Source organism: Idiomarina loihiensis, from assembly GCF_024584785.1.
In the GTDB taxonomy this organism is placed as follows: Bacteria; Pseudomonadota; Gammaproteobacteria; order Enterobacterales; family Alteromonadaceae; genus Pseudidiomarina; species Pseudidiomarina fusca.
Genome location: NZ_CP074112.1, coordinates 50,527 through 76,633, shown reverse-complemented (window position 1 = coordinate 76,633; position 26,107 = coordinate 50,527). Strand labels below are relative to the sequence as shown.

23 protein-coding genes are annotated in these 26,107 nt (G+C 47.3%); 8 read left to right on the top strand and 15 right to left on the bottom strand.

All coding sequences use genetic code 11. The features are described 5' to 3' along the window. Window positions 1-158 precede the first annotated feature (158 nt). Window positions 159-788, top strand: coding sequence for a MarC family protein (locus KGF88_RS00355; protein WP_110075848.1), 630 nt, complete (start codon window positions 159-161; stop codon window positions 786-788). A 93-nt stretch (window positions 789-881) separates the two neighbouring features. On the opposite strand, the gene tgt is transcribed toward KGF88_RS00355, so the two are convergent. The 4 genes from tgt to KGF88_RS00335 form a co-directional block, all read right to left on the bottom strand. Further along, window positions 882-1,997: a tRNA guanosine(34) transglycosylase Tgt gene (gene tgt, locus KGF88_RS00350; protein WP_110075849.1), complete on the bottom strand. Its 1,116-nt coding sequence runs from the start codon at window positions 1,995-1,997 to the stop codon at window positions 882-884. A 57-nt stretch (window positions 1,998-2,054) separates the two neighbouring features. Next, window positions 2,055-3,101, bottom strand: coding sequence for a tRNA preQ1(34) S-adenosylmethionine ribosyltransferase-isomerase QueA (queA, locus tag KGF88_RS00345; protein WP_110075850.1), 1,047 nt, complete (start codon window positions 3,099-3,101; stop codon window positions 2,055-2,057). Window positions 3,102-3,401: 300 nt separating this feature from the next. Beyond that, the gene (locus tag KGF88_RS00340) at window positions 3,402-4,670 is read right to left on the bottom strand and encodes an inorganic phosphate transporter (RefSeq protein ID WP_110075851.1); all 1,269 of its coding nucleotides are present in this window, start codon (window positions 4,668-4,670) and stop codon (window positions 3,402-3,404) included. Between the two features lie 15 nt (window positions 4,671-4,685). Then, the gene (locus KGF88_RS00335; RefSeq protein ID WP_110075852.1) at window positions 4,686-5,366 is read right to left on the bottom strand and encodes a TIGR00153 family protein; all 681 of its coding nucleotides are present in this window, start codon (window positions 5,364-5,366) and stop codon (window positions 4,686-4,688) included. Window positions 5,367-5,532: 166 nt separating this feature from the next. Here KGF88_RS00335 and KGF88_RS00330 point away from each other — a divergent pair, with 166 nt between their 5' ends. After that, on the top strand, window positions 5,533-6,279 hold the full coding sequence (locus tag KGF88_RS00330; protein ID WP_153826774.1) for a TerC family protein: 747 nt from the start codon (window positions 5,533-5,535) through the stop codon (window positions 6,277-6,279). Between the two features lie 49 nt (window positions 6,280-6,328). On the opposite strand, the gene KGF88_RS00325 is transcribed toward KGF88_RS00330, so the two are convergent. The 8 genes from KGF88_RS00325 to KGF88_RS00290 form a co-directional block, all read right to left on the bottom strand. Then, on the bottom strand, window positions 6,329-7,120 hold the full coding sequence (locus KGF88_RS00325) for a DUF481 domain-containing protein (RefSeq protein WP_228759534.1): 792 nt from the start codon (window positions 7,118-7,120) through the stop codon (window positions 6,329-6,331). Window positions 7,121-7,204: 84 nt separating this feature from the next. Further along, the gene (gene fba / locus KGF88_RS00320; RefSeq protein WP_110075854.1) at window positions 7,205-8,269 is read right to left on the bottom strand and encodes a class II fructose-bisphosphate aldolase; all 1,065 of its coding nucleotides are present in this window, start codon (window positions 8,267-8,269) and stop codon (window positions 7,205-7,207) included. Window positions 8,270-8,318: 49 nt separating this feature from the next. Next, complete coding sequence (locus tag KGF88_RS00315) at window positions 8,319-9,503, bottom strand: phosphoglycerate kinase (RefSeq protein ID WP_153826775.1); 1,185 nt, start codon at window positions 9,501-9,503, stop codon at window positions 8,319-8,321. 17 nt (window positions 9,504-9,520) lie between these two features. Next, on the bottom strand, window positions 9,521-10,585 hold the full coding sequence (epd, locus tag KGF88_RS00310) for an erythrose-4-phosphate dehydrogenase (protein ID WP_153826776.1): 1,065 nt from the start codon (window positions 10,583-10,585) through the stop codon (window positions 9,521-9,523). After that, on the bottom strand, window positions 10,582-12,594 hold the full coding sequence (tkt, locus tag KGF88_RS00305; protein WP_153826777.1) for a transketolase: 2,013 nt from the start codon (window positions 12,592-12,594) through the stop codon (window positions 10,582-10,584). Before tkt ends, epd begins: the two co-directional genes overlap by 4 nt. An 80-nt stretch (window positions 12,595-12,674) precedes the next feature. Continuing rightward, window positions 12,675-13,823 (bottom strand): methionine adenosyltransferase, encoded by a 1,149-nt coding sequence (metK, locus tag KGF88_RS00300; protein WP_153826778.1) that lies wholly within the window; start codon window positions 13,821-13,823, stop codon window positions 12,675-12,677. Between the two features lie 105 nt (window positions 13,824-13,928). Continuing rightward, the gene (locus tag KGF88_RS00295) at window positions 13,929-14,984 is read right to left on the bottom strand and encodes an NAD(P)-dependent alcohol dehydrogenase (protein ID WP_153826779.1); all 1,056 of its coding nucleotides are present in this window, start codon (window positions 14,982-14,984) and stop codon (window positions 13,929-13,931) included. Window positions 14,985-14,993: 9 nt separating this feature from the next. After that, complete coding sequence (locus KGF88_RS00290) at window positions 14,994-16,835, bottom strand: M1 family metallopeptidase (RefSeq protein ID WP_153826780.1); 1,842 nt, start codon at window positions 16,833-16,835, stop codon at window positions 14,994-14,996. 146 nt (window positions 16,836-16,981) lie between these two features. On the opposite strand from KGF88_RS00290, the gene KGF88_RS00285 reads away from it, so the two are divergent. From KGF88_RS00285 to ruvX, 4 genes are read left to right on the top strand one after another with little or no spacing between them, the layout of a single operon-like run. Further along, window positions 16,982-17,722 (top strand): 16S rRNA (uracil(1498)-N(3))-methyltransferase, encoded by a 741-nt coding sequence (locus KGF88_RS00285; RefSeq protein ID WP_153826781.1) that lies wholly within the window; start codon window positions 16,982-16,984, stop codon window positions 17,720-17,722. A 28-nt stretch (window positions 17,723-17,750) separates the two neighbouring features. Then, window positions 17,751-18,698, top strand: coding sequence for a glutathione synthase (gshB, locus tag KGF88_RS00280; RefSeq protein ID WP_153826782.1), 948 nt, complete (start codon window positions 17,751-17,753; stop codon window positions 18,696-18,698). Between the two features lie 14 nt (window positions 18,699-18,712). Further along, window positions 18,713-19,279, top strand: a complete 567-nt coding sequence (locus KGF88_RS00275; RefSeq protein ID WP_110075863.1) for a YqgE/AlgH family protein — start codon at window positions 18,713-18,715, stop codon at window positions 19,277-19,279. After that, window positions 19,276-19,689, top strand: a complete 414-nt coding sequence (gene ruvX, locus KGF88_RS00270; RefSeq protein ID WP_153826783.1) for a Holliday junction resolvase RuvX — start codon at window positions 19,276-19,278, stop codon at window positions 19,687-19,689. The genes KGF88_RS00275 and ruvX overlap by 4 nt, the downstream gene beginning before the upstream one ends. Before the next feature lie 71 nt (window positions 19,690-19,760). On the opposite strand, the gene KGF88_RS00265 is transcribed toward ruvX, so the two are convergent. Then, window positions 19,761-21,146: a PhoH family protein gene (locus KGF88_RS00265; RefSeq protein WP_153826815.1), complete on the bottom strand. Its 1,386-nt coding sequence runs from the start codon at window positions 21,144-21,146 to the stop codon at window positions 19,761-19,763. Window positions 21,147-21,319: 173 nt separating this feature from the next. Here KGF88_RS00265 and KGF88_RS00260 point away from each other — a divergent pair, with 173 nt between their 5' ends. After that, window positions 21,320-24,001 carry an SNF2-related protein gene (locus KGF88_RS00260; protein ID WP_153826784.1) on the top strand — a complete coding sequence of 894 codons (2,682 nt, stop codon included), beginning with the start codon at window positions 21,320-21,322 and terminating at the stop codon, window positions 23,999-24,001. Beyond that, window positions 23,998-24,666, top strand: coding sequence for a pseudouridine synthase (locus KGF88_RS00255; protein WP_153826785.1), 669 nt, complete (start codon window positions 23,998-24,000; stop codon window positions 24,664-24,666). Before KGF88_RS00260 ends, KGF88_RS00255 begins: the two co-directional genes overlap by 4 nt. On the opposite strand, the gene djlA is transcribed toward KGF88_RS00255, so the two are convergent. Continuing rightward, a complete protein-coding gene (djlA, locus tag KGF88_RS00250; protein WP_110075867.1) occupies window positions 24,644-25,435 on the bottom strand; it encodes a co-chaperone DjlA in 792 nt (263 codons plus the stop codon). The two genes, KGF88_RS00255 and djlA, sit on opposite strands and share 23 nt — an antisense overlap. Next, window positions 25,432-26,103 carry an N-acetylmuramate alpha-1-phosphate uridylyltransferase MurU gene (murU, locus tag KGF88_RS00245; RefSeq protein ID WP_313932838.1) on the bottom strand — a complete coding sequence of 224 codons (672 nt, stop codon included), beginning with the start codon at window positions 26,101-26,103 and terminating at the stop codon, window positions 25,432-25,434. The genes djlA and murU overlap by 4 nt, the downstream gene beginning before the upstream one ends. Window positions 26,104-26,107: the final 4 nt, after the last annotated feature.

Below are 26,107 nucleotides of genomic sequence, written 5' to 3'. Positions count from 1 at the left end.
AACCTACCACCTCCAAAGAACTGACTTGCGTGTTAGTATGCCATCAGCTTACGACACACAATGTCGGAGCAAAGATAATCCTGCTGAATTGAATGATTTTTTTGTTAACTTTGTGAGCAACAGGTAGAATAGCTCAACCCATTTGCCGGAGTGCCACCATGCTAGAAACCTTTCTCTTTCAGTTTACCTCGCTATTTACCATGATCAATCCCATAGCGGCGATTCCCATTTATATTGCTTTAACTGAAGCCATGACACCTAAGGCTGCTCGGTGGGTAGCCATGCGCGCCTCAATAACAGCCTGTATCGCACTTTGTACTTTTGCCTTAGTGGGCGAAGCTATTTTTAGCTTTTTTAATATATCTGTTAACGGATTGCGCGTAGCCGGCGGTATTTTATTCTTTGTGATGGGCTTTGAAATGTTGCGTGGGCGCACTGTACCTAAACGCGTTGATGGTGAAAGCGAAGCTGATTTTGGTTCTGACGTTGCGGTAACTCCAATCGGCATTCCCATGGTTGCTGGCCCGGGCGCCATTACCATGGTGATTCTATTTATTCAGGAAAGTCCCGCAACTAGCAACACCATTAGCTTATTCGCTGCTATCGTTGCAGTTTGTATTCTCACTGCTTTCGTTCTAGCTAGTGGGCGTCAATTTATGGCAAAACTCGGACGCAGTGGCAGTAAGATTTTGATGCGATTGATGGGCCTGATTGTGATGCTGATTGCTGTTGAATTCTTCTTTGCCGGTATCAAGCCTTATATCTTAGATATTGCGCGCGCTATCTAGTGCTTGATGCGCGAAGCACCAACTAAAAAGCCCCGCAGTGGTGACACTGGCGGGGCTTTCTTTTAGCTTACAAGAAGCGGTTACAAAACCAACTTACTTGAGCTCTGGGACAGGTAGACCACGCTTAGCATAAAATTCAGCGACGTGTTCTTCTAGCCGATCGGCTTCTATAGCATCACGTAAATCCTGCATTACTTTTTGATAAAAATGCAGGTTGTGAATGGTATTCAAACGACCACCTAACATTTCATTGGAACGATCCAAATGATGCAAGTAGGCGCGAGAATAATTCTTACAGGTGTAGCAATCGCACTCAGGGTCTAATGGCCCGGTATCGGTGCGATGCACTGCGTTACGAATTTTTACCACTCCGGTACTGATAAATAAATGACCGTTACGAGCGTTACGGGTTGGCATCACGCAATCAAACATGTCGACACCACGACGAACAGCTTCAACTAAATCTTCAGGCTTACCAACACCCATCAAATAACGAGGCTTATCAATCGGCATCGCAGGAGTAATATAATCTAACACCCGCATCATATCTTCTTTCGGCTCACCAACCGATAGCCCGCCAATGGCATAGCCATCAAAACCGATATCAGTAAGCCCCTCAAGTGAAATGGTACGCAACTCTTCGTACATACCACCTTGAATGATGCCAAATAACGCCGAAGGATTATCACCGTGCGCAGCTTTTGAGCGCTCAGCCCAGCGCAATGACAGCTCCATCGAAGAACGGGCTTCGGCTTGAGTAGCTGGGTACGGAGTACATTCGTCAAAGATCATGACAATATCCGAGCCTAGATCACGCTGTACTTCCATCGATTTTTCTGGGGTCAGCAAAATTTTCTCACCGTTAATGGGCGAACGGAAGGTGACACCTTCTTCAGTAATTTTGCGCAATTCACCTAAGCTAAATACCTGAAAGCCGCCAGAATCGGTCAGAATCGGTTTGTCCCAATTCATAAAATCGTGCAAATCACCATGCTGTTTGATGATTGAGGTACCTGGTCTTAACATTAAGTGAAAGGTATTACCCAAACAGATTTGGGCCCCTGTTGCTTTAACTTCTTCTGGGGTCATACCTTTAACGGTACCGGCAGTACCTACTGGCATAAAAGCTGGGGTTTCCACCACGCCACGTTCAAACACCATACGCCCACGACGCGCTTTGCCCGAGGTTGTTAACAATTCAAATTTCATTTAATCACCGCTATCTATGTAGTTCACGGAAAAACAGTCCGAGGCGCTTAGTATACCTTAGCTGGTGCGACGGGTCACAAACATTGCATCACCGTAGCTAAAGAAGCGATATTTTTCCGCTACTGCTGCGGCGTAAGCGGCCATCACCTGAGCTTGCCCAGCAAATGCCGAAACCAACATGATCAGGGTCGATTCCGGTAAATGGAAATTCGTAATCATGGCGTCTACTAGTTGGAATTCATAACCTGGATAGATAAAAATATCGGTATCCGCAAAAAATGGCGCTAACTCTGTACCCGCTTGTTTTGCTGCTTGCGCTGCCGATTCTAAGGACCGTACCGAGGTGGTACCTACGGCAATCACACGGCCACCACGAGCTCGGGTAGCAGCAATCGCTGCCACTGTTTGCTCTGGCACTTCGGCATACTCACTATGCATATGATGTTCAGTGATATTGTCTACTCGTACTGGCTGAAAAGTTCCGGCCCCAACGTGCAAAGTCACATAAGCAAACTCGACTCCCTTAGCACGTAGTTGCTGCAATATGGTCTCATCAAAATGTAAGCCAGCCGTAGGCGCCGCCACCGCTCCTGGCTTTTTATTGTAGACCGTTTGATAGCGCTCTTTATCACTCGCTTCGTCAGGCCGATCAATATAAGGTGGCAAGGGCATATGACCGAACTGCTCAAGCACTTCTAACAACGGCTGCTCGGTGTGAAAGTACAATTCAAATAAGGCATCGTTGCGCCCTAGCATTTCTACTTCTACCGCACCTTCTAAAATCATTCGTGCGCCCGCTTTCGGTGACCTATTACTTCGCAAATGCACCCAGGCTCGATGCTCATCGATAATGCGCTCAACCAAGACTTCAACTTTGCCACCCGAAACTTTTTCGCCCAGTAACCGTGCCGGAATAACTCGAGTATCATTGAAAACCAGTAAATCTCCGGCTTGCAGTTGCTCTACAATCTGCTTGAACTGCTGGTGCTGCACTTGCCCCGTAGGACCATCTAAACATAACAAACGGCTGGCACTGCGTTCGGGTTGTGGATAGCGTGCGATTAGCTCATCGGGTAATTCAAAGGCAAAATCTTTTACATTCATAGCTGTTACTTATTTAAGTTAGGCCAAACCCTTGGCGATACGTCGTCAATCAAGAACGGCGGTTTAAGATTGCGCGTACTTTACCGTTTTTATCGCAGAAAAAAAACTCGGGCGGGTACTTAGCGCGCACAAACCTTGGCTGAACGACATACTATTAGCCATTGCAAACAGGGCAAAAAAAAGCGCATCACTAAGGATGCGCTAAAACGAGATGACAACCGATACAAGACCGGTTGCTTTAATTACGCTCACGGCAATTCAATTAGATCACCTGATTATCAGTTTATTTTCAAAATAGTATTAAGCGCCGAATGCAGCTTTAATAATATAGAAGAAAATAATCGACATAATAGCACCAGCAGGTAGCGTCACTACCCATGACACCACGATATTGCGCACCACACCTAAATTAAGTGCCGCAATACCACGCGCCATGCCTACCCCTAATACTGCGCCAACTAAAGTTTGCGTAGTAGAAATAGGTAAGCCAGTACCCGATGCGATGACCACGGTGGTAGCTGCAGCTAACTCAGCCGCAAAGCCACGACTTGGGGTTAAATGGGTGATCCCTTTACCAATAGTCGCAATAACACGGCGCCCCAGCATGGCCAAGCCTAGCACGATACCTACAGCACCTACCGGCAGCACCCACCAAGCTAATGCAGCTTTTGAGGAGATCTCGCCACCACTAGAAACAATACTTACTACTGCAGCAACAGGACCAATAGCATTGGCTACATCGTTTGAGCCGTGGGCAAAGGCCATAGCACAGGCAGTAACAACCATTAACAACGCAAAGACTTTCTCAACGTTGGTGTAATGCATATTCCTGTCTGCAGCAGGATCAAATTTCAAGCGGCTAATGGCAACTTTACCTAGCACCCCAACCACCGCTGCCACGGCTATTGCCGTTAAGTAGCCTTCGGTACTGGTCATTTCGATACCAACGTGCTTTAAGCCTTTTTTGATGGTCACCAACGAAATCATAAAACCGGTGAGAGCCATATAGAAAGGCACATAGCGTTTTGCCATAGCTAACGGATTTTCTTGGTCAAAGATAAGCTTTTGCGCACTCAAGAATACAAAGTATGCAATTAAACCGGCAATCATCGGGGTAATAACCCAACTACCGATAATACCAACCACCGAGCCCCAAGAGACTGAATCTACGCCAACACCTACTGCGGCGAAGCCAACAATAGCGCCAATAATAGAATGAGTGGTTGATACAGGCCAACCGGCCCAAGAGGCGATAAGTAGCCAGGTTCCCGCTGCCAGCAAAGAGCCGATCATACCAAACACCAAAAGTTCTGGTGTATCGACAAAATAACCGGAGTCGATAATACCTTTACGAATGGTTGAGGTAACCTCACCACCAGCTAAGTAAGCCCCAGCAAATTCAAAAATCATAGCTACAATGATGGCTTGCTTGATGGTTAAAGCTTTAGAACCTACCGAGGTACCCATCGCATTTGCGACATCGTTGGCACCAATCCCCCACGCCATAAAAAAGCCGAAACCGGCGGCGAGCAAGATCAACGTCGTGCTATACGTTGTTAAAATATCCATTGATTATTCTCCGGCTTAGACGCGGGCTAGCATCAATTCAAAGCGAGCACCCACGCGCTCAGCAAGATCTGCAAGGTCACCGACCCAATCCAAAATTTGATACAAGAACATTGCATCTAACGGGCTCATTTCATTTTCGAGAGCACGCAATTGACGACGTAACTTCACCTGTAGGGCATCCGTATCTTGTTCAATTTCATCAAGCTCAGAAATCATTTTATCGACGATTTGACGTTCACGACCTTTAAAGCCTACTTCTAATAAATCGTCAAATTCACCAATGGTTTCTTTTGCTTTATCGGTAGCATCTAGACAACGTGATAAATAAGCATCAAAGCCTTCTATCATAGCTGCAGGGATTTGCATTTCACGGCCGGTCATAAGGCCTGAGATATCTTTTGCTTTATTAGCAATGCGGTCTTGTTGCGATACCAACTCAAGTAAATCGGTACGTTCCACCGGCATAAACAAACCGCTAGGAAGGTTTAAGCGAATATCACGCTTCATATCGTCAGCTGCTTTCTCTTTTTTGACGATTTCTTTGCGATGAATTTCTGCTTCGTCCCAGTTTCCTGAGTACACGGCTTGAAAGAAGGGTTTAAGCGTCATGGCACAATCGTGCACTTGCTCAATATGATCGATCATAGGTTTGATCGGAGACTTGGCAAACATACCAAGAAACGAATTTGCAGACATAAAAGTTCGCCTTTGTTGCTGCTGAAATAAACGTTTTATACAACCTCTTTGAGGTGCGCGAATACTAACGAAGATTATTCGTACACGCAAAGCAAAAATTAAAGTTGTGCTTAAAGAGTAACCGATTTATGGTAATTTAAAAACAAATCAACAAAGAGAATTCATCATGTTCGAATGGATTTTACTACCTGAGGCATGGCTCGCCCTAATCACGCTCACAGCTTTAGAGATAGTTCTGGGCATAGATAACATCATTTTTATTTCAATTTTGGTCGGTCGATTGCCGCCAGCGCAGCGACAACGCGCGAGGCAATTAGGACTTATGCTGGCCATGGGCATGCGTATTGCCTTGCTCCTAGCTATTGTATGGGTGATGGGGTTAACTGAACCTCTGTTCAGCCTCATCGGGCAAAGTTTTTCAGGAAGAGATCTTATTTTGTTTGGTGGCGGCCTATTTTTATTAGCCAAAAGTACCCTTGAGATACATCACTCGCTAGAAGGCACTCACGATCAAACAAAAACTCCGAAAGCTGCTACTTTCAGTGCCATTATTGTGCAAATTGCACTGATTGATATCGTTTTTTCACTTGATTCAGTCATTACTGCGGTCGGTTTAGTTGATTACGTGACCGTGATGATTATTGCTATTATTATTGCGGTGTTAGTAATGATGGTGGCCGCCAAAGCTATCGGTGATTTTGTGGATAATCATCCAACCATAAAAATGTTAGCACTAAGCTTCCTGATCTTAATTGGCTTCACGCTCACGGGGGAAGGACTCGGCTTTCATGTTCCTAAAGGCTATGTTTACTTTGCTATGGCATTCAGTTTGGTGGTGGAGCTACTTAACCTTAAAATAAGAAAAGCGCGAGAGCCGGTTCACCTCAAAAAAAGACTGGGCGATGATAGTTAATCAAGGCCCAGTCTTATTCACGCCATTATAATCACTTAGTACAACTAAGTTAGAAGGTATAAACCAAAGTAACAGCAGTTTCGGTATCTAATTTTTCTTTCGTAGAGTCTTCTAAAAATGAGTTATGAGTACCTGCGATAGAAAGCTTCAGTGCCAACGAGCTATTAATATTGGCAGAAATAGAAGCCTCGGCACGGGTTTTAGTATTATCAGAACCCACTTCCGTAGAAGCCAATGCATTGAATTTAGAGTTTTTGCTCACATCCCACACCAAGTTACCAGCCAAACGCAAAATTGCGCTGGTTTCTTGTTCTTGTGGTAAGCCGCCAACAATAGGCTTGCTCATCGAGTAACCAGGACCTACCTCGTAGTCGGCATAAATTTTTTCGTTGTAACGATAACGAGCACCGTAACCAATAGCTAACGTGCCTTGGTATTCATAACCACTGAACTTGTCTTCTTCGTAAGAGCCGAACACAAATAACGAAGAACGGCTTTCAGGACTAAATTTATAGTTACTTTGGCCGGACAAAAAGGTTTTATCACCCGTCGTGATGGTATCGCCAGTATTTTGATCAACTTGCTCCGAGCGATAATAATCAATCACGCCTTTATGACGCCAGTTCTCAAAATCGCGGGCTAAATTCAATTTAGCCTTTAGTGTTTCAGTTTCGGTGTTACCAGAGGTGAATAACAGACCTAACTCAGCACTTGCATCCCACTCTTTTTTTGCCGTGGTATCTAAATCACTGGCATCATCGTACATAAAAATACTTGCCTGTGCAGTTCCAGCAACGGCAAATAAACTAATTATCGCAATAGTAGCTTGAGTTAAGCGCATATTTTCCCCTTTTGGTAGTACTTCAATCCTAAAGAAAGCCATACCCTTAGTATAACCTCTTGATATGGCATTCTAAACCCTGGATTAATTTACTTTAGCGTCTAATTCGCCCCGTTCGTAGCGCCCGAACATATCTTCTAGCGAAATAACCTTGATTTTGCTTGCTTGACCGGCACAACCAAAGGCTTCATAGCGAGCTTTACAAATCTCGTACATAGCATCGGTCGAAGCTTTTAAATATTTACGTGGGTCAAAATTGCTGGTGTTCTGTGCCAAGTGGCGACGGATAGCACCCGTTGATGCCAAACGTAAATCGGTATCAATATTTACTTTACGTACGCCGTGTTTGATACCTTCAACGATTTGCTCAACCGGAACCCCATAAGTTTCTGGGATTTCACCACCAAATTCATTGATAACTTTTAACCATTCTTGCGGTACTGACGACGAACCGTGCATGACCAAGTGGGTATTTGGAATCCGTTTGTGGATTTCTTTAATTCGATCAATCGCTAAAATATCACCGGTTGGTGGGCGTGAAAACTTATAGGCACCGTGCGACGTACCACAAGCAATAGCTAACGCATCTACATTAGTGGCACGAACGAACTGTGCTGCTTCTTCTGGGTCCGTTAACAGCTGGTCGTGTGTGAGCTTGCCTTCAGCACCTACGCCATCTTCTTCACCAGCTTCACCAGTTTCTAAACTACCCAATACACCCAACTCACCTTCAACCGATACGCCACAGGCATGCGCCATAGCTACCGTTTGCTGAGTAACTTGTACGTTATAGTCGTAATCCGCCGGAGTCTTACCGTCTTCGCGCAATGAGCCATCCATCATTACTGAGCTAAAACCCAATTGAATCGAACGCTGACAAACCGCCGGTGAGGTGCCGTGATCTTGGTGCATAACAACAGGAATATGTGGCCATTCTTCAATTGCGGCTAAAATCAAGTGACGCAAAAAAGGTGCACCAGCGTAGCTGCGAGCACCGGCAGACGCTTGTACAATTACCGGGCTATCGGTAGCATCAGCTGCCATCATAATGGCCCGCATTTGTTCTAAGTTGTTGACGTTAAAGGCCGGTACCCCGTAGCCTTGCTCAGCTGCATGGTCGAGCAACTGACGTAATGAAATCAAAGCCATGTAATATCTCTCCTAATATTTTTGTGTAATTTGGCTTATAGATAGCTGCTTAGCCGTGTTGTGCGCGTTCTTCCAAAATCGCCACAGCCGGCAGTTCTTTACCTTCTAAAAATTCTAAAAATGCGCCGCCACCCGTAGAAATATAGCTGATTTTGTCGGCAATTCCGTATTTATCAATGGCAGCTAGAGTATCACCACCGCCAGCAATCGAAAATGCCTTACTGTTAGCAATAGCTTCAGCTAAAACTCGCGTACCTTCACCAAACTGGTCGAACTCAAATACGCCAACGGGGCCATTCCAAACAATGGTACCAGCCTGTTCTAACATCTTGGCAAAAGCTTGAGCGGTATCCGGACCAATATCAAACACCATGTCGTCCGTTGCAATAGCTGTTACCGGCTTGGTTTCTGCTGTTGCAGTGGCACTAAATTCTTTACCGGTAACCACATCTGAAGGAAGTGGAATATCACCACCTTTGGATTGTGCCGCAGCTACTAAGCGACTAGCTTCTGCTTGTAAATCGGCTTCATACAGAGATTTGCCAACCCCGTGTCCGGCTGCGGCAATAAAGGTATTGGCAATACCACCACCGACAATCAATTGATCTACTACCGTAGATAACGATTCTAATACCGTCAACTTGGTCGAAACCTTCGAGCCACCAACAATAGCCACTAACGGCCGCGCAGGATTTGCTAATGCTTTACCTAGCGCATCTAATTCGGCTGCAAGTAACGGTCCGGCGCAAGCCACATCAGCGTATTTAGCAACACCGTGAGTAGATGCTTGAGCACGGTGCGCGGTACCAAATGCATCCATCACAAAGACATCGCACAAAGCGGCTAACTTTTGTGCTAAAGCATCATCGTTTTTCTTCTCACCTACATTAAAGCGAATATTTTCAAACACCACAACTTCATTTACAGCCACGTCTACGCCGTTCAGATAATCAGTGGCTAAACGAACCGGTACATCAAGATGTTCGTTTAACCAATCTACCACCGGCTGCAATGAAAACTCGGCGTCGTAGACACCTTCTTCCGGGCGCCCTAAGTGCGACATCACCATCACCTTTGCGCCAGCCGCTACGGCTGCTTGAATGGTTGGTAACGCAGCACGCAAACGTGCATCTGAACTAACTTTGCCAGCTTGAATTGGAACATTCAGATCTTCTCTAATCAGTACCCGTAAACCGGCTAAATCTAAATCTGACATAGTAATGACTGCAGCCATAAAAAAATCCTTCTTAATTATTTTGAATCTGTTGCTAACATCACTTGCACTGTATCTAACATGCGGTTGGCAAAGCCCCACTCGTTGTCGCACCAGCACAACACTTTAATTAAACGTTTATCGGCGACCCGAGTTTGGGTGCCATCAACAATGCTTGAGCGCGGGTCGTGATTAAAATCGATCGATACCAGCGGCTCATCGGTGTAACCTAGCACGTTAGCATAAGCGCCCTGTGCGGCCTCTGCTAATACTTGATTAACCTGCTCTATACTCACCTCAGCATGCACAGTTACACTCAAATCCATAGCTGTTACGTTAGTGGTTGGCACCCGTACCTGAATAGCCTCAAACCGTCCGGCAAATTTCGGCAAGATCCGTTCAATGCCGCGCGCTAATCGAGTATCGACAGGAATAATCGAGCGCCCAGCAGCTCGAGCTAAACGCGGATCAGTATGGTAAGCATCAATCACTTGCTGATCATGCATGGCTGCGTGAATGGTGGTAATTGCACCACTGTCGATACCAAAGGCCTGATCTAAAACAGCAATGACCGGCACAATACAATTGGTCGTACAAGAACCGTTCGAGACCCACTGATGGTCTGCCTTGATGGCTTGATGATTCACGCCATAAATAGCAGTAAAATCGAGATCTGCAGCACCAGGCTGTGAAAACAGTACCCGCGGAATGCCTTGCTGTTGATACGCAGCACCATCGTCTCGGGTACCAAATACGCCAGTACAATCAAGCACGGCATCTAACTGCAGCGCTTGCCACTCGAGCTGTTCTAACTGAGCTGCAGAAGAAACCTCAATTCGATCCTTGGCCACCTGCAAACTTTGATCTTCTGCAACACTAACCTGCTCGCTGAACCGGCCATGGCTGGTATCATATTTGAGTAAATGAGCCATACTGGCAACTGGTGCTAATTCATTGATGGCAACCACCTGCAGTTGGTCACGATAGCCGCGCTCGTACAAAGCTCGCAACACACTGCGGCCAATACGCCCAAACCCATTGATAGCAATGCGTTTAGGCTGGCTTGCCGATGCGTTCAACAGCTCGGTTAGGGGTTGGCTCATGCAGATAATAGCTCTTGTGCTTGGTTCACAATATTCTCTACCGTGAAACCGAAGAACTTAAACAAATCACCGGCTGGAGCAGATTCGCCAAAGCTGGTCATGCCAACCACGCGGCCTTGCAGCCCTACATACTTGTACCAGTAATCAGCAATACCTGCCTCAATAGCAATTCTACGGGTTACCCGAGCAGGTAACACCGACTCTTTGTAATCGGCACTTTGTGCGTCAAACAGGTCGGTACAAGGCATAGATACTACGCGTACCTGTGTTCCTTGCTGTTGTAATTGCTGTGCTGCTTGCATCGCTAGTTCAACTTCTGAGCCCGTCGCCAGCAAAATCAAATCAGCCGGACCAGCGCTATCAAGGAGGATATAACCGCCTTTCTCGATCGCCGCAACCTGCTCCTCGGTACGAATTTGCTGAGCTAAATTTTGACGACTAAAAATCAAAGCGCTAGGGCCATCGGTACGCAATAAAGCCGCTTTCCAAGCAACCGCAGACTCAACTTGGTCACACGGGCGCCAGGTACTCATGTTTGGGGTCATGCGCAAACTCGCTGTTTGCTCTACCGGTTGGTGCGTTGGGCCATCTTCGCCTAAACCAATTGAATCGTGAGTGTAAACAAAAATACTGCGTTGCTTCATTAGCGCAGCCATACGCACCGCATTACGTGCATATTCCATAAACATCAAGAAGGTAGCGCCATAAGGTACAAAACCACCATGTAACGCAATCCCATTCATGATTGCCGACATGCCAAACTCACGGACCCCGTAATAGACATAGTTACCCGCGGCATCATCAGCGCTCACACCTTTAGCGCCGCTCCAAAGCGTCAGGTTTGACCCAGCTAAATCTGCTGAACCACCAAGCAATTCTGGCAGCATAGGGCCATAGGCATTCAATGCATTCTGCGAAGCTTTACGACTAGCGATAGCAGCTGGCTCCGCTTGTAAACTAGCAATATAGGCATCCGCTTGGGCGGCAAAATCGACCGGTAACTCGCCCGCTAAACGACGTTCTAGTTCTGCCGCCAGCTCAGGGTAGGCTTGTGCATACGCAGCAAAGGCTTGTTGCCATTGTTGTTCGGCGGCCGCACCTGATGCTTTAGCAGACCATGCAGCATACACATCGGCGGGAATTTCAAACGGCCCGTACGACCAACCTAATTGCTCCCGTGCCGCAGTAATTTCATCGGCACCTAATGGCGCGCCGTGGCAGCTTTCTGTGCCTTGTTTGTTGGGCGCACCAAAACCAATAATGGTTTTGCAAATAATTAGCGTAGGTTTATCTGTTACCGCTTGGGCAGCATGAATAGCCGCTTTGATAGCTTCGGCATCGTGACCATCAACATCGGCAATCACATGCCAGTTGTACGCATGAAAACGTTGCTCAGTATTATCCGTAAACCAGCCTTCAACTTCGCCATCAATAGAAATGCCATTATCATCATAAAAAGCAATCAACTTACCCAGGCCGAGAGTACCAGCTAACGAGCAGGCTTCGTGTGAGATACCTTCCATTAAGCACCCGTCACCTAAAAAGGTATAGGTGTAGTGGTCGACAATGTGGTGCTGTGGACGATTGAATTGTGCCGCTAAAACTTTTTCAGCTAAAGCCATACCTACCGCGTTGGTAATCCCTTGTCCCAGCGGCCCTGTTGTGGTCTCAACTCCAGGCGCATAACCGTACTCAGGATGGCCCGGCGTTTTTGAATGTAACTGACGGAACTGCTTAAGATCGTCAATGCTGAGATCGTAGCCACTGAGGTGTAACAACGAGTAGATCAGCATCGAGCCATGGCCGTTAGACAGCACAAAGCGGTCACGGTCGGCCCAATTGGGGTTGGCTGGATTATGTTTAAGGAAGTCGCGCCATAGAACTTCAGCAATATCGGCCATACCCATAGGTGCGCCAGGATGGCCTGAATTTGCTTGCTGAACCGCATCCATACTAAGGGCACGGATAGCATTGGCAAGGTGCTTACGCTCAGATACTGCTGTAGTCATAACAAAACCCCGAATTAGCTGGTAAGAATATTTGCACAAAAGGTGCGCGTATTGTCCACAATTCGGGGCTTGTAAGCAAATTAGATATCAGCGCGTAAGGCTTCAGCGCGGTCGGTTTTCTCCCACGGGAACTCCGCGCGGCCAAAATGTCCATATGCAGCGGTAGCTTGGTAAATCGGACGCTCTAAATCTAACATCTGAATCAACCCATACGGACGTAAATCAAAATGCTTACGCACTAAGGCAATCAGTTTCTCTTCGCTGTAAGGACTGGTACCAAAGGTCTCCAAACTAATAGAGGTTGGTTCAGCCACACCGATAGCATAAGAAATCTGGATTTCGCAACGCTCAGCCAAGCCTGCTGCGACAATATTTTTCGCCACGTAACGAGCGGCGTAAGCGGCACTACGATCCACTTTAGAAGGATCTTTACCCGAGAACGCACCACCTCCATGGCGTGCCATACCACCGTAGGTATCAACAATAATCTTGCGCCCTGTAAGACCACAATCACCCATCGGGCCACCAATCACAAATTTACCCGTGGGGTTGATAAAAATTCGTTCTTGGCTGGCTGGGAACCATTCGACGGGCAACACCGGCTTAATGATAGTTTCAATCACCGCTTCGCGTAACTCAGCTTGACTGATTTGTTCGTCATGCTGAGTAGACAACACCACGGTATCGATACCTACTGGGCGGCCGTCTTCGTAAATAAAGGTTAACTGGCTTTTGGCATCCGGACGTAGCCAGCTAAGCTCACCACTTTTGCGAACTTCTGCTTGGCGTTGTACCAATCGGTGTGCGTAGGTAATAGGTGCTGGCATCAACACATCCGTCTCGTTGGATGCATAACCAAACATTAAACCTTGGTCACCAGCGCCCTGCTCTTCTGGGTTCGCACGGTCAACACCTTGATTGATATCAGGTGACTGTTTACCAATGGCATTTAATACAGCACAAGATGAGCCATCAAATCCCATATCTGAGTGAACATAGCCAATCTCACGTACGGTATTACGAGTAATTTCTTCAATATCCACCCAGGCACTGGTCGTAATTTCACCACCCACTAACACCATACCGGTTTTAACGAAGGTTTCGCAGGCCACGCGTGCACGCGGATCTTGCGTTAAAATCGCGTCTAATACCGCATCTGAAATTTGATCTGCGATTTTATCTGGATGACCTTCAGAAACTGATTCTGATGTAAATAAGTGCTGTGCCATTGCTACGTTTCTCTATAAGTGGACGATATACAAAACTGAACAAAAAAGTGGGCGTAGTTTACCTAAGCTTCGCCCACTTTTCCACATTTAGACGTCTAAAAGTCTTTATTTCTGTTTCAAACTTGCCATGTCGATAACAAAACGATACTTCACGTCGCTTTTCAACATCCGTTCATAAGCTTCGTTGATGTTATCAATATCAATCATTTCAATATCAGAAATGATGTTGTGCTCGGCACAAAAATCCAGCATCTCCTGAGTTTCCGCGATGCCGCCAATTAACGAACCGGCTAAGCTACGACGTTTCGCAATTAAATTGTAAACGGCTGGTGACGGGTGCGCTTCAGCTGGAACCCCAACTAAAGTCATGGTGCCATTTAAGCGTAATAAACTTAGATACGCGTCTAAGTCATGGGGCGCCGCTACTGTATTAAGAATAAAATCAAGTTGATTGGTCCAAGCCTGCATTTGCTCTGCATCCTTGGAAATCACCACATGATCGGCACCTAGGCGCTTGCCATCATCAATCTTGCTTGGCGACGTGGTGAACAACACCACTTCTGCACCCATGGCTTTGGCAATTTTAACAGCCATATGGCCTAAGCCACCTAAGCCCACTACGCCAACCCGATGGCCTTCAGTTACGCCCCAGTGGCGCAACGGTGAGTAGGTTGTGATACCTGCGCACAATAAGGGTGCAACACCGGCTAAATCAAGATGGTCAGCTACTTTAAGCACAAACTTCTCGGTGACTGTGATGCGATTTGAATAACCACCAAAAGTTTGCCCACCGGAATGTTTGTCTGCACCATTGTAAGTACCTACAAACCCGTTATCGCAATACTGCTCGTAACCCGCATCGCAATTGGCACAACTTTGGCAAGAATCGACCATGCAGCCGACACCTACGGTATCGCCCACTTTAAATTTACTAACTTGGTTACCCACCCGTGTTACTTTACCGACAATTTCGTGTCCCGGTACACACGGAAAAACTGTCCCACCCCACTCATTGCGGGCTTGGTGTAAATCTGAGTGACAAACGCCACAGTATAAGATGTCAATTTCAACATCAGTTGCGGTTGGGTCACGGCGTTCAAATTCAAAATATTCTAAGGCTTGATCAGCGGCTTTTGCTGCATATCCAATAGCTTTTGGCATGTAAAACTCCTAATCTTTGTTGTAAAGCAAGGCTTCGTTAACGGTTTGCGTCAGCGGGTGATAACCCGGTTTAGCTTGCTCGTACACGGCTCTAGCCCACTTTAAGTTATCCGGTGTTTTGGCTAACTCACGGTAAAGCGGGCTGACTAATTTGTTGCGCCCAATAGTTAGCAAGTAACTACGCAATCTATCGCGAGCTGGTTCATATTTTTTAATGATGGAGAGCTTTAACCAAGCATGAGCAATTTCACTATTTTGAATACTGGTTAAATTAAACTGACGATCCAAGCGCGCCATATTGTCAGCAGAAATATCGAGCGGCAGGTTATTGATAAAATGTAACCATTCATGCGTGGTCCAGCTGTCGGTTTGTAATGCGCCGCCTTTGAGCCAACGATTCATTTGCTGCTCAACTTTCGCAAAGGCATCTGACTGCGGTTTAGGTGCATCCTCCGGTAACCCTGGCTGATGGATCCATTCATTAATTTTATCCATGCTTACCACTTGCGGATGCTTTGCCAGCAGCTCACGTTGTAGATAAGCCTTAAACTGCGCCGTAGAAATACTCTGAAAGGCAAAGTCATCAAAATACTGGCGTAAAAACTTATCAAAGGTTTCGCGGCCGAACTGTTCTTCTAAATACATCAAAAACAATTGGCCTTTCACATAGGGTACCTGCGAGAACACATCATCTGGATGGCGAGTACCTAAATCGATATTAAGAATGGTGTCATTCGGCTCCAGCAGTTCTAAGTTTGCCAACAAGTCTTGGTATCCTAAAGCCTGTTCCATCACTGCTCGCTCAGTACCGAATAAAGCTTCCATAATGCGGTTTTCAACGTAGCTGGTAAAACCTTCGTTAATCCATAAGTCGCGCCAGCTAGCGTTCGTCACTAAATTACCTGACCAAGAATGGGCCAATTCGTGCGCAATCAGGTTGATGAGGCTACGATCGCCAGAAACTACCGTGGGTGTTATGAAAGATAAGCGTGGGTTTTCCATCCCGCCGAAGGGAAAACTTGGCGGTAGAATCAATAAATCATAGCGATCCCAGCGGTACGGACCGTACATGGCTTCCGTAGCTTCAATCATGGCAGGGGTGTCAGCAAATTCCCATGCAGCTTGGTCGACAATGTATTGCTCTGCAAACACCGCGACTTTGTCGCTAATGGCTTGAATAGCAAGATCACCGGCAGCAATCGCAATCAAATAAGGCGGAATAGCTTGCGGCATACTAAAAAAGTACTCACCGTCGCGATTATCACTCAAACTATTGTCTGCACTCATCACTGCTAGCAAACCTGCTGGCGTTGTTAAGCGGGCATTGTAGGTGAGTCGCAGCGCTGGAGTATCTTGAATAGGAATCCAGCTACGTGAGTGAATCGGCTGAGATTGGCTAAACATAAACGGATGCTTTTTCCCTGCCGTTTGTGCTGGCGTGAGCCACTGTAGACCACTGGCAGTGGTTGCTGTGTGATAGTGAATTCTAACCTTAGTGGCAGTGCTACCGATATCAACGATCAATTCTTGTCCAAGGCTTGGATGAACGTCGCCCAAACTAAACTTGGTTGGCTGCCACTGATCATGTTGCCAAATTTCTGCTTTGTCGATAGTGAGCTGGCTCGAATCTAAATACAGCAAGTTACTGTTACTATGACGTTGCAGACTATACTCAGCAAAACCACGTAGCTGTTTACGATCAAAATCTATCGCTAAATCAAGTTCTAAATGTGGGGTCGATACTTCATCTAAACGCGCATAACTGTGCGCATCTTCGGCTGCTGCAGTGCTTGAAAATAGCCCGACAATAGCCATAGCTATGAACAAAAACCATTGCTTACTAAACAACATAGATAACTCTCCAATAATCACACGTGCTTCATGATCGACTGCGCAGCCAACAAAATCAAATATTTTCCCGCTGCCAATGGCGCTTTTGCAGTGCTAAGATAACCGCCAGATGATTTTATTTTGATAGTTTAGGATACCAGCGACCTATGCGCATTCCGCGAATTTATACTTCTAGCGAGCAGCCGTGGACGGTTGGCAACGCTATTACCTTAGCAGAAGATGCGGCTCATCATGTAGGTAAAGTCCTGCGCATGACCGTAGGCCAGCAGTTGCAGCTCTTTAATGGCGATGGCAATAACTACCTGGCTGCTCTCACTTTGGTAAGCAAAAAAGAAGTACAGGCAGAAATCCAGGCGGTGCAGCCCAATCCTAGCGAGTCGGCGGTTTCGATCCATCTAGGGCAAGGTATTTCACGCGGCGACCGGATGGATTTTGTGCTACAAAAATCAGTCGAACTGGGAGTGACTAAAATCACGCCACTGTTTACCGAGCGTTGCGGTGTTAAGCTCAGTGGCGAGCGTTTGGAAAAAAAGCGCCAGCAATGGCAAAAGATCGTTATCGCTGCCTGCGAACAAAGTGGCCGTAGTAGCATACCCGAGGTGTGTTTACCGCTGTCACTAGCGCAGTGGTGTGAGCAACTTACCGCTGGCCTTAGGTTAACTTTAGACCCCTACGCTACGACTCCGTTAGCGCAGTTAAATCCGACAGCAACGACTGATGTGAGTTTGCTGATAGGTCCCGAAGGCGGGCTCACGGAAACGGAAGTTGGTGTCGCACAAGCTTATACATTCCAACCGGTAAAACTAGGACCACGAATTTTACGTACTGAAACCGCAGCCTTAGCTGCCATCACCGTTATTCAATACCAATTTGGTGACCTGGCCTAACGCCGGTGTTGCTGTTAATGGAGGTTTTATGAAACTAGCCATGATTATGGACCCAATCGCCCAGGTCAAGACATATAAAGACACCAGCTTTCGGCTCTTGCTGGAGGCTCAAGCTCGTGAGTATGAATGCTTTTATTTAGAAATGAGTGACCTATCGATTGTGGCCGGCGAGCCCATGGCCACTGTTCGACAAGTGACGGTACGCGACCAAGCCGAAGATTTTTACGATCTTGAACCAGCTAAAGAGGTGCCGTTGGCTGAGTTTGATATCATTTTGATGCGCAAAGATCCGCCCTTTGATACCGAATATGTGTACGCAACTTACATTCTAGAACTGGCTGAGCGACGTGGCGTATTGGTTGCCAACAAACCACAAAGCTTGCGCGATTGTAACGAAAAGCTATTCACAGCTTGGTTTAATGAGTTAACTCCTCCTACGATAGTCACCCGGCGAGCGGAGCAGATTCGGGCCTTCCATCAGCAACATCAAGATATCATCCTGAAACCACTGGACGGCATGGGTGGAGCCTCTATTTTCCGAGTCGGTGCTGACGGTAATAATCTTGGGGTCATTATCGAAACCCTCACCGACCACGGCAAACGCTTTGCCATGGTGCAACGTTATTTACCGGCTATTAAAGATGGCGACAAGCGCATCCTTATCATTGATGGCGAGCCTATGCCATACGCATTAGCTCGGATTCCATCAGCCGGCGAAACTCGCGGTAATCTTGCCGCCGGAGGTAGCGGTCGACCACAACCTTTGAGTGAATCCGATTGGGAACTAGCCAAAGCCGTGGGGCCTGAACTAAAACGCCGTGGCTTATTGCTGGTTGGGCTAGATGTGATTGGCGACCGTATTACAGAAATAAATGTCACCAGCCCCACTTGTATGCGCGAAATTGAGGACGCATATTCTATTAACATCGCCGCCAAAGTATTTGATGCTATTGAGCGCCAGCTAGGTTTGTGTTGAGGAGTAGTGAGTTCATGGAAACACTAGAGAGTTTACAGAATCACTTTTTAATTGCCATGCCAACCATGGACGACCCTTTCTTTGCCCGCTCAGTGACTTATATTTGCGAGCACAATAAAGACGGGGCTATGGGTTTGGTGATTAATCAGCCGGTTGAACTTAGTGTGGAAGATTTACTCACCAAACTAGAAATCGTGGTGCCTGATAATAGCCCCTCGTTGCAACGCCCAGTATATTCTGGCGGTCCCTTAGCCCAAGATCGCGGCTTTGTGCTGCATAGTCCAGATCATGACTGGCGTAGCTCAATTAAGCTCAGTGACGAGTTGAGTATTACTACCTCTAAGGATATTTTAGAGGCGATGGGAAAGGGGTTCCCCCCTGAAAAGTTCCTGATGACACTGGGCTATGCTGGTTGGGATGCGGGTCAGCTTGAAGAAGAACTAGCCAGTAATAGCTGGTTAACGATTCCTGCCGACCCAGATATTTTGTTCAACACTCCCAGCAAAGAGCGTTGGCAAAAAGCGGTGGCCAAACTTGGCATCGATTTGTGGCAATTAGGTCCGGATGTAGGCCACGCATGAGCCAGGTTCTTGGTTTTGATTTTGGCACCCACAGCATTGGCGTGGCAGTTGGCCAAGCCATCACAGGAACAGCCTCACCACTGGCAGCCCTGAAAGCCAAAGATGGTCAACCTAATTGGGATTTGGTTGCCAAGTTGATCCAAACTTGGCAACCAAAACTCCTAGTGGTTGGCCTGCCATTAAATATGGATGGCAGCGAACAGCCGCTGACGGATCTAGCTCGTAAGTTTGCTAACCGCCTGCATGGTCGCTTTGGCTTGCCGGTAGAGCTGCAAGATGAACGGCTAACCACGGTCGCAGCCAAAGAGGAACTCTTTGCGCGTGGCGGCTACCGGCAATTACAAAAAGATAAAATTGACAGCGCCGCCGCCCAGTTAATTTTAGAAGACTATCTTAGTCATCAAAGCTGAGTCATCCAAGCTAAGTCATCAAAGCTAAGTCATCAAAGCTAAACCTAGTCGCGAAAGATGCATTCCTGCCATTACAGATTTTCTTCTGCGTATTGTGCTAAGGAGCTTCTTACAACCCCATTTAAATTAATCGTCGCGCTGCCCGGGTAATCTTTAAAACGCTCTACAATATAGGTTAAGCCCGAGGTTACTGCGGTCAGATAATAACTATCAATCTGCGCCAAATTACCAGTACATACAATTTTAGTGCCCGTACCACACCTAGTTAGCAAGGTTTTTAGTTGTGAAGCTGTTAGATTTTGCGATTCGTCGAGTATTACAATTGCATTTTGAATACTGCGACCACGCATAAAATTCAAAGATTTAAACTGAATGTTCGCCTTGTTCATGATGTAGTTCATACTCGCTTCCATGCTTTCATCATGTTTGTGCAAGACCTCTAACGAATCTGTAATAGCTGCTAGCCACGGGGCCATTTTCTCTTCTTCTGTACCTGGCAAATAACCAATAGATTCAGCAATTTCTGGGGTATTTCTGGTCACGATAATTTTCTCATAGGTGCCCTGCTCGACCACGAGTTCTAGCGCAGCGGCCAGTGCCAACAAGGTCTTTCCACTGCCGGCAGGCCCAGTTAAAATCACCAAATCAATGTGAGGATCTAACAGTGCATTCAAAGCCATCGCTTGATAAATGTTCTTCGGATGAATGCCCCAGGCGCGATAACTCATCATGCGTTCAAAACCCAGATCTTGCAGCCGTACACGGTCCGTATCATAGGCTACGACCTTGGCGGCAAAGTGCTCGCTATCATCAATTAAATATTGGTTTCTAAACACATGTGGCAATAACTTACGGTCTATTTCATGAAATGTTTCTCGCCCCTGCTGAACGCTCGTGACCTCGCCTACGGATTGCCAAAAATCACCGTCTATTTCAACAAAACCTTTGGATAAGAAACGAATATCATCAATCAACTGGTCGGTACGATAGTCTTCGACATAATTAACTCCAGCTCCCTTAGCCTTTAAGCGCATGTTGATATCTTTGGTCACGAGCACTACTTTGGTGTGCTGATGCAGCGCTTGCAACGCTAATGCAGACTGAATGATGCGGTGGTCGTTCTCTTTTAGGTTCAATACCGCATCTTGTTGCTTTAATTGGTAATCCGGATAGATAGCTAACGTGCCTTGGGCATGATGAGCACCTTGCATTCGATTCAACGGCACCCCAGCTAAGATCTGTTCAGGCGTAGCTGCTTTTAACGCATCTTCTAACGACCGAATAGCTAACCGCGCTTCACGACTGACATCTTTATGACGATCTTTGATGTTATCGAGCTCTTCTAGCACCACCATCGGAATAATCACGTGATGCTCTTCAAAGTTTAAAAAGGCAAGGGGTTCATGTAGCAGAATATTTGTGTCGAGTAGGTAATATTTAGCGGGGGTTTCGGTCATGCGCACCTCTGCGTTGATGTTATCAAGGTAAGTACTATCACCACGAGCTTGCTTTTCTAAGATTAGCGCATCTTTTATGAAAATCATGTGAACATTCAAATAATTTTAGTTACCATGTGCGCCCTTTTTTATGCGGTCAATATTCCGCTATGCTGTAAAGGTCTTTCAACACTATGGTAACTGATGTGGTAACTGATGTGACAACCGCCGATTTTGCAATGGGTCAACGCTGGTTAAGTGAAACCGAAATGGAACAAGGCTTGGGAGTGATCACCCAAGTGCAAGACCGCACCGTCGCGGTACTGTTTCCTGCCACCGGCGAAATGCGCCACTATGCCCGCCGCGATGCGCCACTAGCGCGCTACCACTTGCTGGTTGATGAACGCGGTCAACACGCCGATGGTTGGTACTTTCGGGTAACCGAGGTGACTGTGCAAGATGGTGTCATCAACTATCAGGCGCAACGTGAAGATAACGGTGACACTGTGGTTATCGCCGAAGTGCACCTAGCGGCCCAAGTGGCGGCCAATCACCCTTTAACTCGGATCTTGGCTGGTAAGGTCGATCGGCTCGATTTGTATCGGCTACGTCACCAAGCACAACAGTATTTACAGCAATGGCAGCAAAATCCAGCTGCGGGGTTACTCGGGGCCCGTGCTGATGTTCTTGCCCATCAGATTTTTATTGCGGCAACTGTTGCCGATCGCTTCAATCCACGAGTGCTCTTAGCTGATGAAGTGGGCCTTGGCAAAACCATTGAAGCCGGCTTGATTTTGCAGCGCCGTTTGCTGACAGGTCGCAGCGAGCGAGTATTGATTGTGGTACCTGATAGCCTAGCTCATCAGTGGATTGTCGAACTGTTACGGCGCTTTAATTTGCGTTTTAGCTTGTTTGATCAAGAGCGCTGTGAACAGGCAGCGCTAGATGCCGATAGCGTGTTTGCCACTGAGCAATTAGTTATCGTACCGCAATCCCTACTTATCCATAAGTTCTGGAGCTTAGAGTTATTGGAGGTAAACTGGGATTTACTGCTTGTTGATGAGGCTCATCAACTGACCCCAGCTACCCCTGCGTTTAGCAAATTAAGTGAGCTTTGCGAAGCGATTGGTTCGGTCATTTTGCTAACCGCCACCCCTGAACAAGCGGGAGCCGAAGCTCATTTTGCTCGGTTACAATTACTTGATCCGGATCGTTTTAGTGATTTCGCTAGTTTTCAGCAAGAGCAGCAGCATTACCAAACACTGGCCCCCCAAGCCGCTGCCTTAGCGGTCGCTGGCAAAGATGCCGAGCTGGACCAATTATTAGATCACTACGGTACCGGCCGGGTCATGTTTCGTAATAGCCGCAGTCATGTTGGACAGTTTCCGCAACGCGTCTTGCACCCACAGCGACTCACGCCCGAGCAGAACAAGCTAGACTGGTTAATCGAGCTACTGAAGCAGCACAAACAGCAAAAGTTTGTGCTTATTTGTCGTCACACAGATCAGGTCTTGTTATTACAAGAACAATTGCGAGTAAAAACTGGCATCCATGCAGCTGTGTTTCATGAACAACTCACGTTACTAGAACGCGATCGAGCCGCAGCCTATTTTGCGAGCCCTGAAGAAGGCTGCCCCTTATTAATATGCTCTGAAATCGGTAGCGAAGGACGAAATTTCCAATGTGCTCAGCATTTGATTTTGTTTGATTTACCTAACCATCCTGATCTGCTGGAGCAACGAATTGGCCGTTTGGATAGGATTGGCCAGCAAGATACCATTCATCTTCATGTGCCTATTGTTGCCGATAGCGCCGAAGCCGCACTCTTTGCTTGGTATCAAGCCATGGATGCTTTTAACCAACCGAATGCGGTCGGAGCTGCCATCTATGACCAGCTACACGACCAAGTGCTAGCAGCTAGCACTATGACTGATGCAGAAGGTGAGGATAATCAGCTATTAGACGAACTCATCATTGCCACCGAGACTATGGCGGCAGATTTGCGCGAACAAGTGCAAGCAGGTCGCGATCGCCTGCAAGAACTGAATGCCTGCCGACCGCATCAAGTACAACCCGTGCTAGATGCCATTTGCGCTGCTGATGACTATCAAGCCTTACAGGCATTCATGGAGCAATTCTGGGACCGGTTTGGTATCGACTATGATGCGCTCAACGACAGTAGCGGTTGGTTACGTCCCACTGAACAGCTGCGTGTGCCTATCGCGGGATTACCAGAAGAGGGCGTGACCGTTACTTTTGCGCGCGGTTATGCGTTACAGCACGAAGACGTGGAGTTCTTAAGTTGGGACCACCCGTTTGTTCAACAAGCACTGGAGTTGCTAAGTTTCGATAGTTACGGCAGTACCTGTGTTGCACAACTCAAAAACCGTGCTCTACCTGCCGGCACATGGTTTATTGAACTGCAGTTTGTCAGCACTTTAATGGCACCAAAAGCGCTACAAGCCCATGAGTTTTATCCGCAACAGCGAATTCGCGTGCTCTTAGACAGTCAAGGCCGCGACTTGACTGCTAAGGTTGCCGCCGCAGGCCTAGACAAACAGTTATTGCCGCTAGATAAAAAGCAAGCTCGAGGGCTATTGAAGCAATTGCGCGGCCCTTGTCAGCAAGCAATCAAAACGGCTTGGTCACCAGCCGAACAAGCACAATCTAGCTTTGTTGCTGCCGCGGCAACCGCTGTCGAACAGCAATTAGCGCAACAGCTGGCCCGCTTAGAGCAGTTGCAACAACACAACCCATTGGTGCGTGACTCAGAAATTAATGCAGTGCGAGAGCGTCGCGAGCAATTACTGCAAGCACTGACACAGCCTGTATTACAATTAGATGCAGTGCGAGTTATGGTGAATATTCCAGCATGACTTTGCTTACCTATAACCCGCCACAGCACCCTTTTCTAGACATTGTCTATCGAGACGATGATGTGGTGGTTATTAACAAGCCAAGTGGATTATTGAGTGTACCTGGCAAAGACCCAGCTCATCGCGATTCAAGCTGGGCGCGGCTGGCTTGGGTGTTTCCCGATATTAGAGTCGTACATAGGTTGGATATGGCGACTTCGGGCTTACTGGTGTTTGCTTTGCATAAAACAGCCCAAGCTCATTTACAGCGTCAATTTGAACAACGTCGAGTCTACAAACGCTACCTTGCCGAAGTCTGGGGAGCCTTACCTGCCATGGCCGGGGCTATCGATCTTGCCATGCGTTGCGACTGGCCCAATCGTCCCCGGCAAATGGTTGATTTAAGCCTTGGAAAACCAGCCTTAACTTTCTACCGAGTGCTGGCCCAGCGCCAGCAGCAACAGCAGCTGATTAGCCGGGTAGAGTTGGAACCTTTTACTGGGCGGTCACATCAATTAAGGGTGCACATGCAGGCCTTGGGCACCCCTATTCTGGGGGATAAATTCTACGCTCATCAGCAGGCCTACGCAGCTGCTGAACGCTTATTCCTGCATGCACAACAGCTCGGCTTTTTTCAGCCAAGTAGTCAGCAATGGCTGAGTTTTACTGCCCCTGCTGGCTTTTAATCAGCTCATAAGCCGCTTGAATTTCTTGGGCTTTTGCCTGCGCTGACTCTCGCATTTCTGGTGGCAACCCTTGCGCCGCCAGCTTGTCTGGATGATGTTTCGACATGAGTTTGCGATAAGCCTTTTTCACTTCAGCGGCATTGGCGCTGCGTGGTACCCCCAGTACGGCATAAGCATCGTCAAGTTGGCTAGCACTACTGCGAGCGTTGCCTGCTGCTCCTTGCCGCCCACCACGAAAGCGTTGACCGGCTTGCGCCATCTGCAACAACATATCAAGTTGCGCTTTATGAAAGCCAAGGTTTTGGGTTATCCGCTGTAGTACTTGATACTCTGCTTGGTCTACTTGACCGTCAATCAAGGCTACCGTTAGTACTTGTTCCAAAAAGAACTGAAGTACATCGCGGCGCCAAGCAAACTGTTGCTTAAACTGCTGCACCCGCTCGTTTAACGGGTAGTCAGCTTGTTTACCTTCGCGAAACGCAGCTTGTGCGCGCACTTTAGCATCTTCGGATAGGCGCAAATGCGCCATCAACTGGCTTATATAGCCAATATCTTGCTCAGTAACTCGGCCTTTCGACTTTGCAAGATGCCCAAGTACCGCAAACAAAGTATCCAAAAACTGCTGATGATTGGCAGGGTTACCCCCTTGCTTCATATTCTTTTGTAATGCTTGATCAAACCAGTGGCCGACCATCACACCAATCACAATACCGACCCAGCGCAACAGCAAAAAGCCGAAAAAACCACCTAAAACTTTACCCCAAATCATACTGGCTCCTGTAATTGTGCTAAACGTTCGGGGGTACCCACATCGGTCCATGCCGCCGTTATGTAACTACCATATAAGGCTTGTCGCTGAATCGCTTGTTCAAATAACGAGCGCAGTGCGAGCACCTGCTCACTACCGGCTGGATAAGCTGCAAACAAACGCGGATGAAACAAGCCCACACCGCTGTAGGTTAACCTATTTGATGCATGTGCGTCAGTGCTTAATAACCCTGAGCTAGCTAGCGCAAAATCCCCTCGCGGATGATGTACGGGGTTTGCTACTAACAACAAATGCGCGTCCGCATCAGCCTCTAGCTGCCGCGGTAAATTGCCGAAATCTAAGTCAGTAAAAACATCGCCATTGATCACCCAAAAAGGTTCATCGCCTAACCATGGCAGCGCTTTGATAATGCCTCCGGCAGTTTCAAGACCGCCCGGTGGCTCAGCCGAGTAACAAAGACGTAAACCAAACTGGCTGCCATCTCCCAACTGCTGTTGTAACAGATGCCCTAACCAGGCATGGTTAATCACTACCTGTTCAACTCCTAATGCTGCTAGTTTCTCGAGGTGGTACTGAATCAGCGGTTTACCTCGTACTGCTAACAGCGGTTTAGGTATTGTATCCGTTAATGGCTGCATCCGTTTACCACGACCGGCAGCCAAAATCATTGCT

Bases quoted from the DNA above. Each gene is read 5' to 3' on its own strand.
- KGF88_RS00335 (WP_110075852.1), bottom strand. From the start codon at position 5,366: ATGTCTGCAAATTCGTTTCTTGGTATGTTTGCCAAGTCTCCGATCAAA.
- KGF88_RS00285 (WP_153826781.1), top strand. From the start codon at position 16,982: ATGCGCATTCCGCGAATTTATACTTCTAGCGAGCAGCCGTGGACGGTT.
- queA (WP_110075850.1), bottom strand. From the start codon at position 3,101: ATGAATGTAAAAGATTTTGCCTTTGAATTACCCGATGAGCTAATCGCA.
- KGF88_RS00325 (WP_228759534.1), bottom strand. From the start codon at position 7,120: ATGCGCTTAACTCAAGCTACTATTGCGATAATTAGTTTATTTGCCGTT.
- metK (WP_153826778.1), bottom strand. From the start codon at position 13,823: ATGGCACAGCACTTATTTACATCAGAATCAGTTTCTGAAGGTCATCCA.
- KGF88_RS00290 (WP_153826780.1), bottom strand. From the start codon at position 16,835: ATGTTGTTTAGTAAGCAATGGTTTTTGTTCATAGCTATGGCTATTGTC.
- KGF88_RS00265 (WP_153826815.1), bottom strand. From the start codon at position 21,146: ATGACCGAAACCCCCGCTAAATATTACCTACTCGACACAAATATTCTG.
- KGF88_RS00315 (WP_153826775.1), bottom strand. From the start codon at position 9,503: ATGGCTGCAGTCATTACTATGTCAGATTTAGATTTAGCCGGTTTACGG.
- KGF88_RS00355 (WP_110075848.1), top strand. From the start codon at position 159: ATGCTAGAAACCTTTCTCTTTCAGTTTACCTCGCTATTTACCATGATC.
- KGF88_RS00340 (WP_110075851.1), bottom strand. From the start codon at position 4,670: ATGGATATTTTAACAACGTATAGCACGACGTTGATCTTGCTCGCCGCC.
- gshB (WP_153826782.1), top strand. From the start codon at position 17,751: ATGAAACTAGCCATGATTATGGACCCAATCGCCCAGGTCAAGACATAT.
- tgt (WP_110075849.1), bottom strand. From the start codon at position 1,997: ATGAAATTTGAATTGTTAACAACCTCGGGCAAAGCGCGTCGTGGGCGT.
- KGF88_RS00260 (WP_153826784.1), top strand. From the start codon at position 21,320: ATGGTAACTGATGTGGTAACTGATGTGACAACCGCCGATTTTGCAATG.
- KGF88_RS00330 (WP_153826774.1), top strand. From the start codon at position 5,533: ATGTTCGAATGGATTTTACTACCTGAGGCATGGCTCGCCCTAATCACG.
- KGF88_RS00295 (WP_153826779.1), bottom strand. From the start codon at position 14,984: ATGCCAAAAGCTATTGGATATGCAGCAAAAGCCGCTGATCAAGCCTTA.
- KGF88_RS00275 (WP_110075863.1), top strand. From the start codon at position 18,713: ATGGAAACACTAGAGAGTTTACAGAATCACTTTTTAATTGCCATGCCA.
- ruvX (WP_153826783.1), top strand. From the start codon at position 19,276: ATGAGCCAGGTTCTTGGTTTTGATTTTGGCACCCACAGCATTGGCGTG.
- fba (WP_110075854.1), bottom strand. From the start codon at position 8,269: ATGGCTTTGATTTCATTACGTCAGTTGCTCGACCATGCAGCTGAGCAA.
- epd (WP_153826776.1), bottom strand. From the start codon at position 10,585: ATGAGCCAACCCCTAACCGAGCTGTTGAACGCATCGGCAAGCCAGCCT.
- KGF88_RS00255 (WP_153826785.1), top strand. From the start codon at position 23,998: ATGACTTTGCTTACCTATAACCCGCCACAGCACCCTTTTCTAGACATT.
- djlA (WP_110075867.1), bottom strand. From the start codon at position 25,435: ATGATTTGGGGTAAAGTTTTAGGTGGTTTTTTCGGCTTTTTGCTGTTG.
- tkt (WP_153826777.1), bottom strand. From the start codon at position 12,594: ATGACTACAGCAGTATCTGAGCGTAAGCACCTTGCCAATGCTATCCGT.
- murU (WP_313932838.1), bottom strand. From the start codon at position 26,103: ATGATTTTGGCTGCCGGTCGTGGTAAACGGATGCAGCCATTAACGGAT.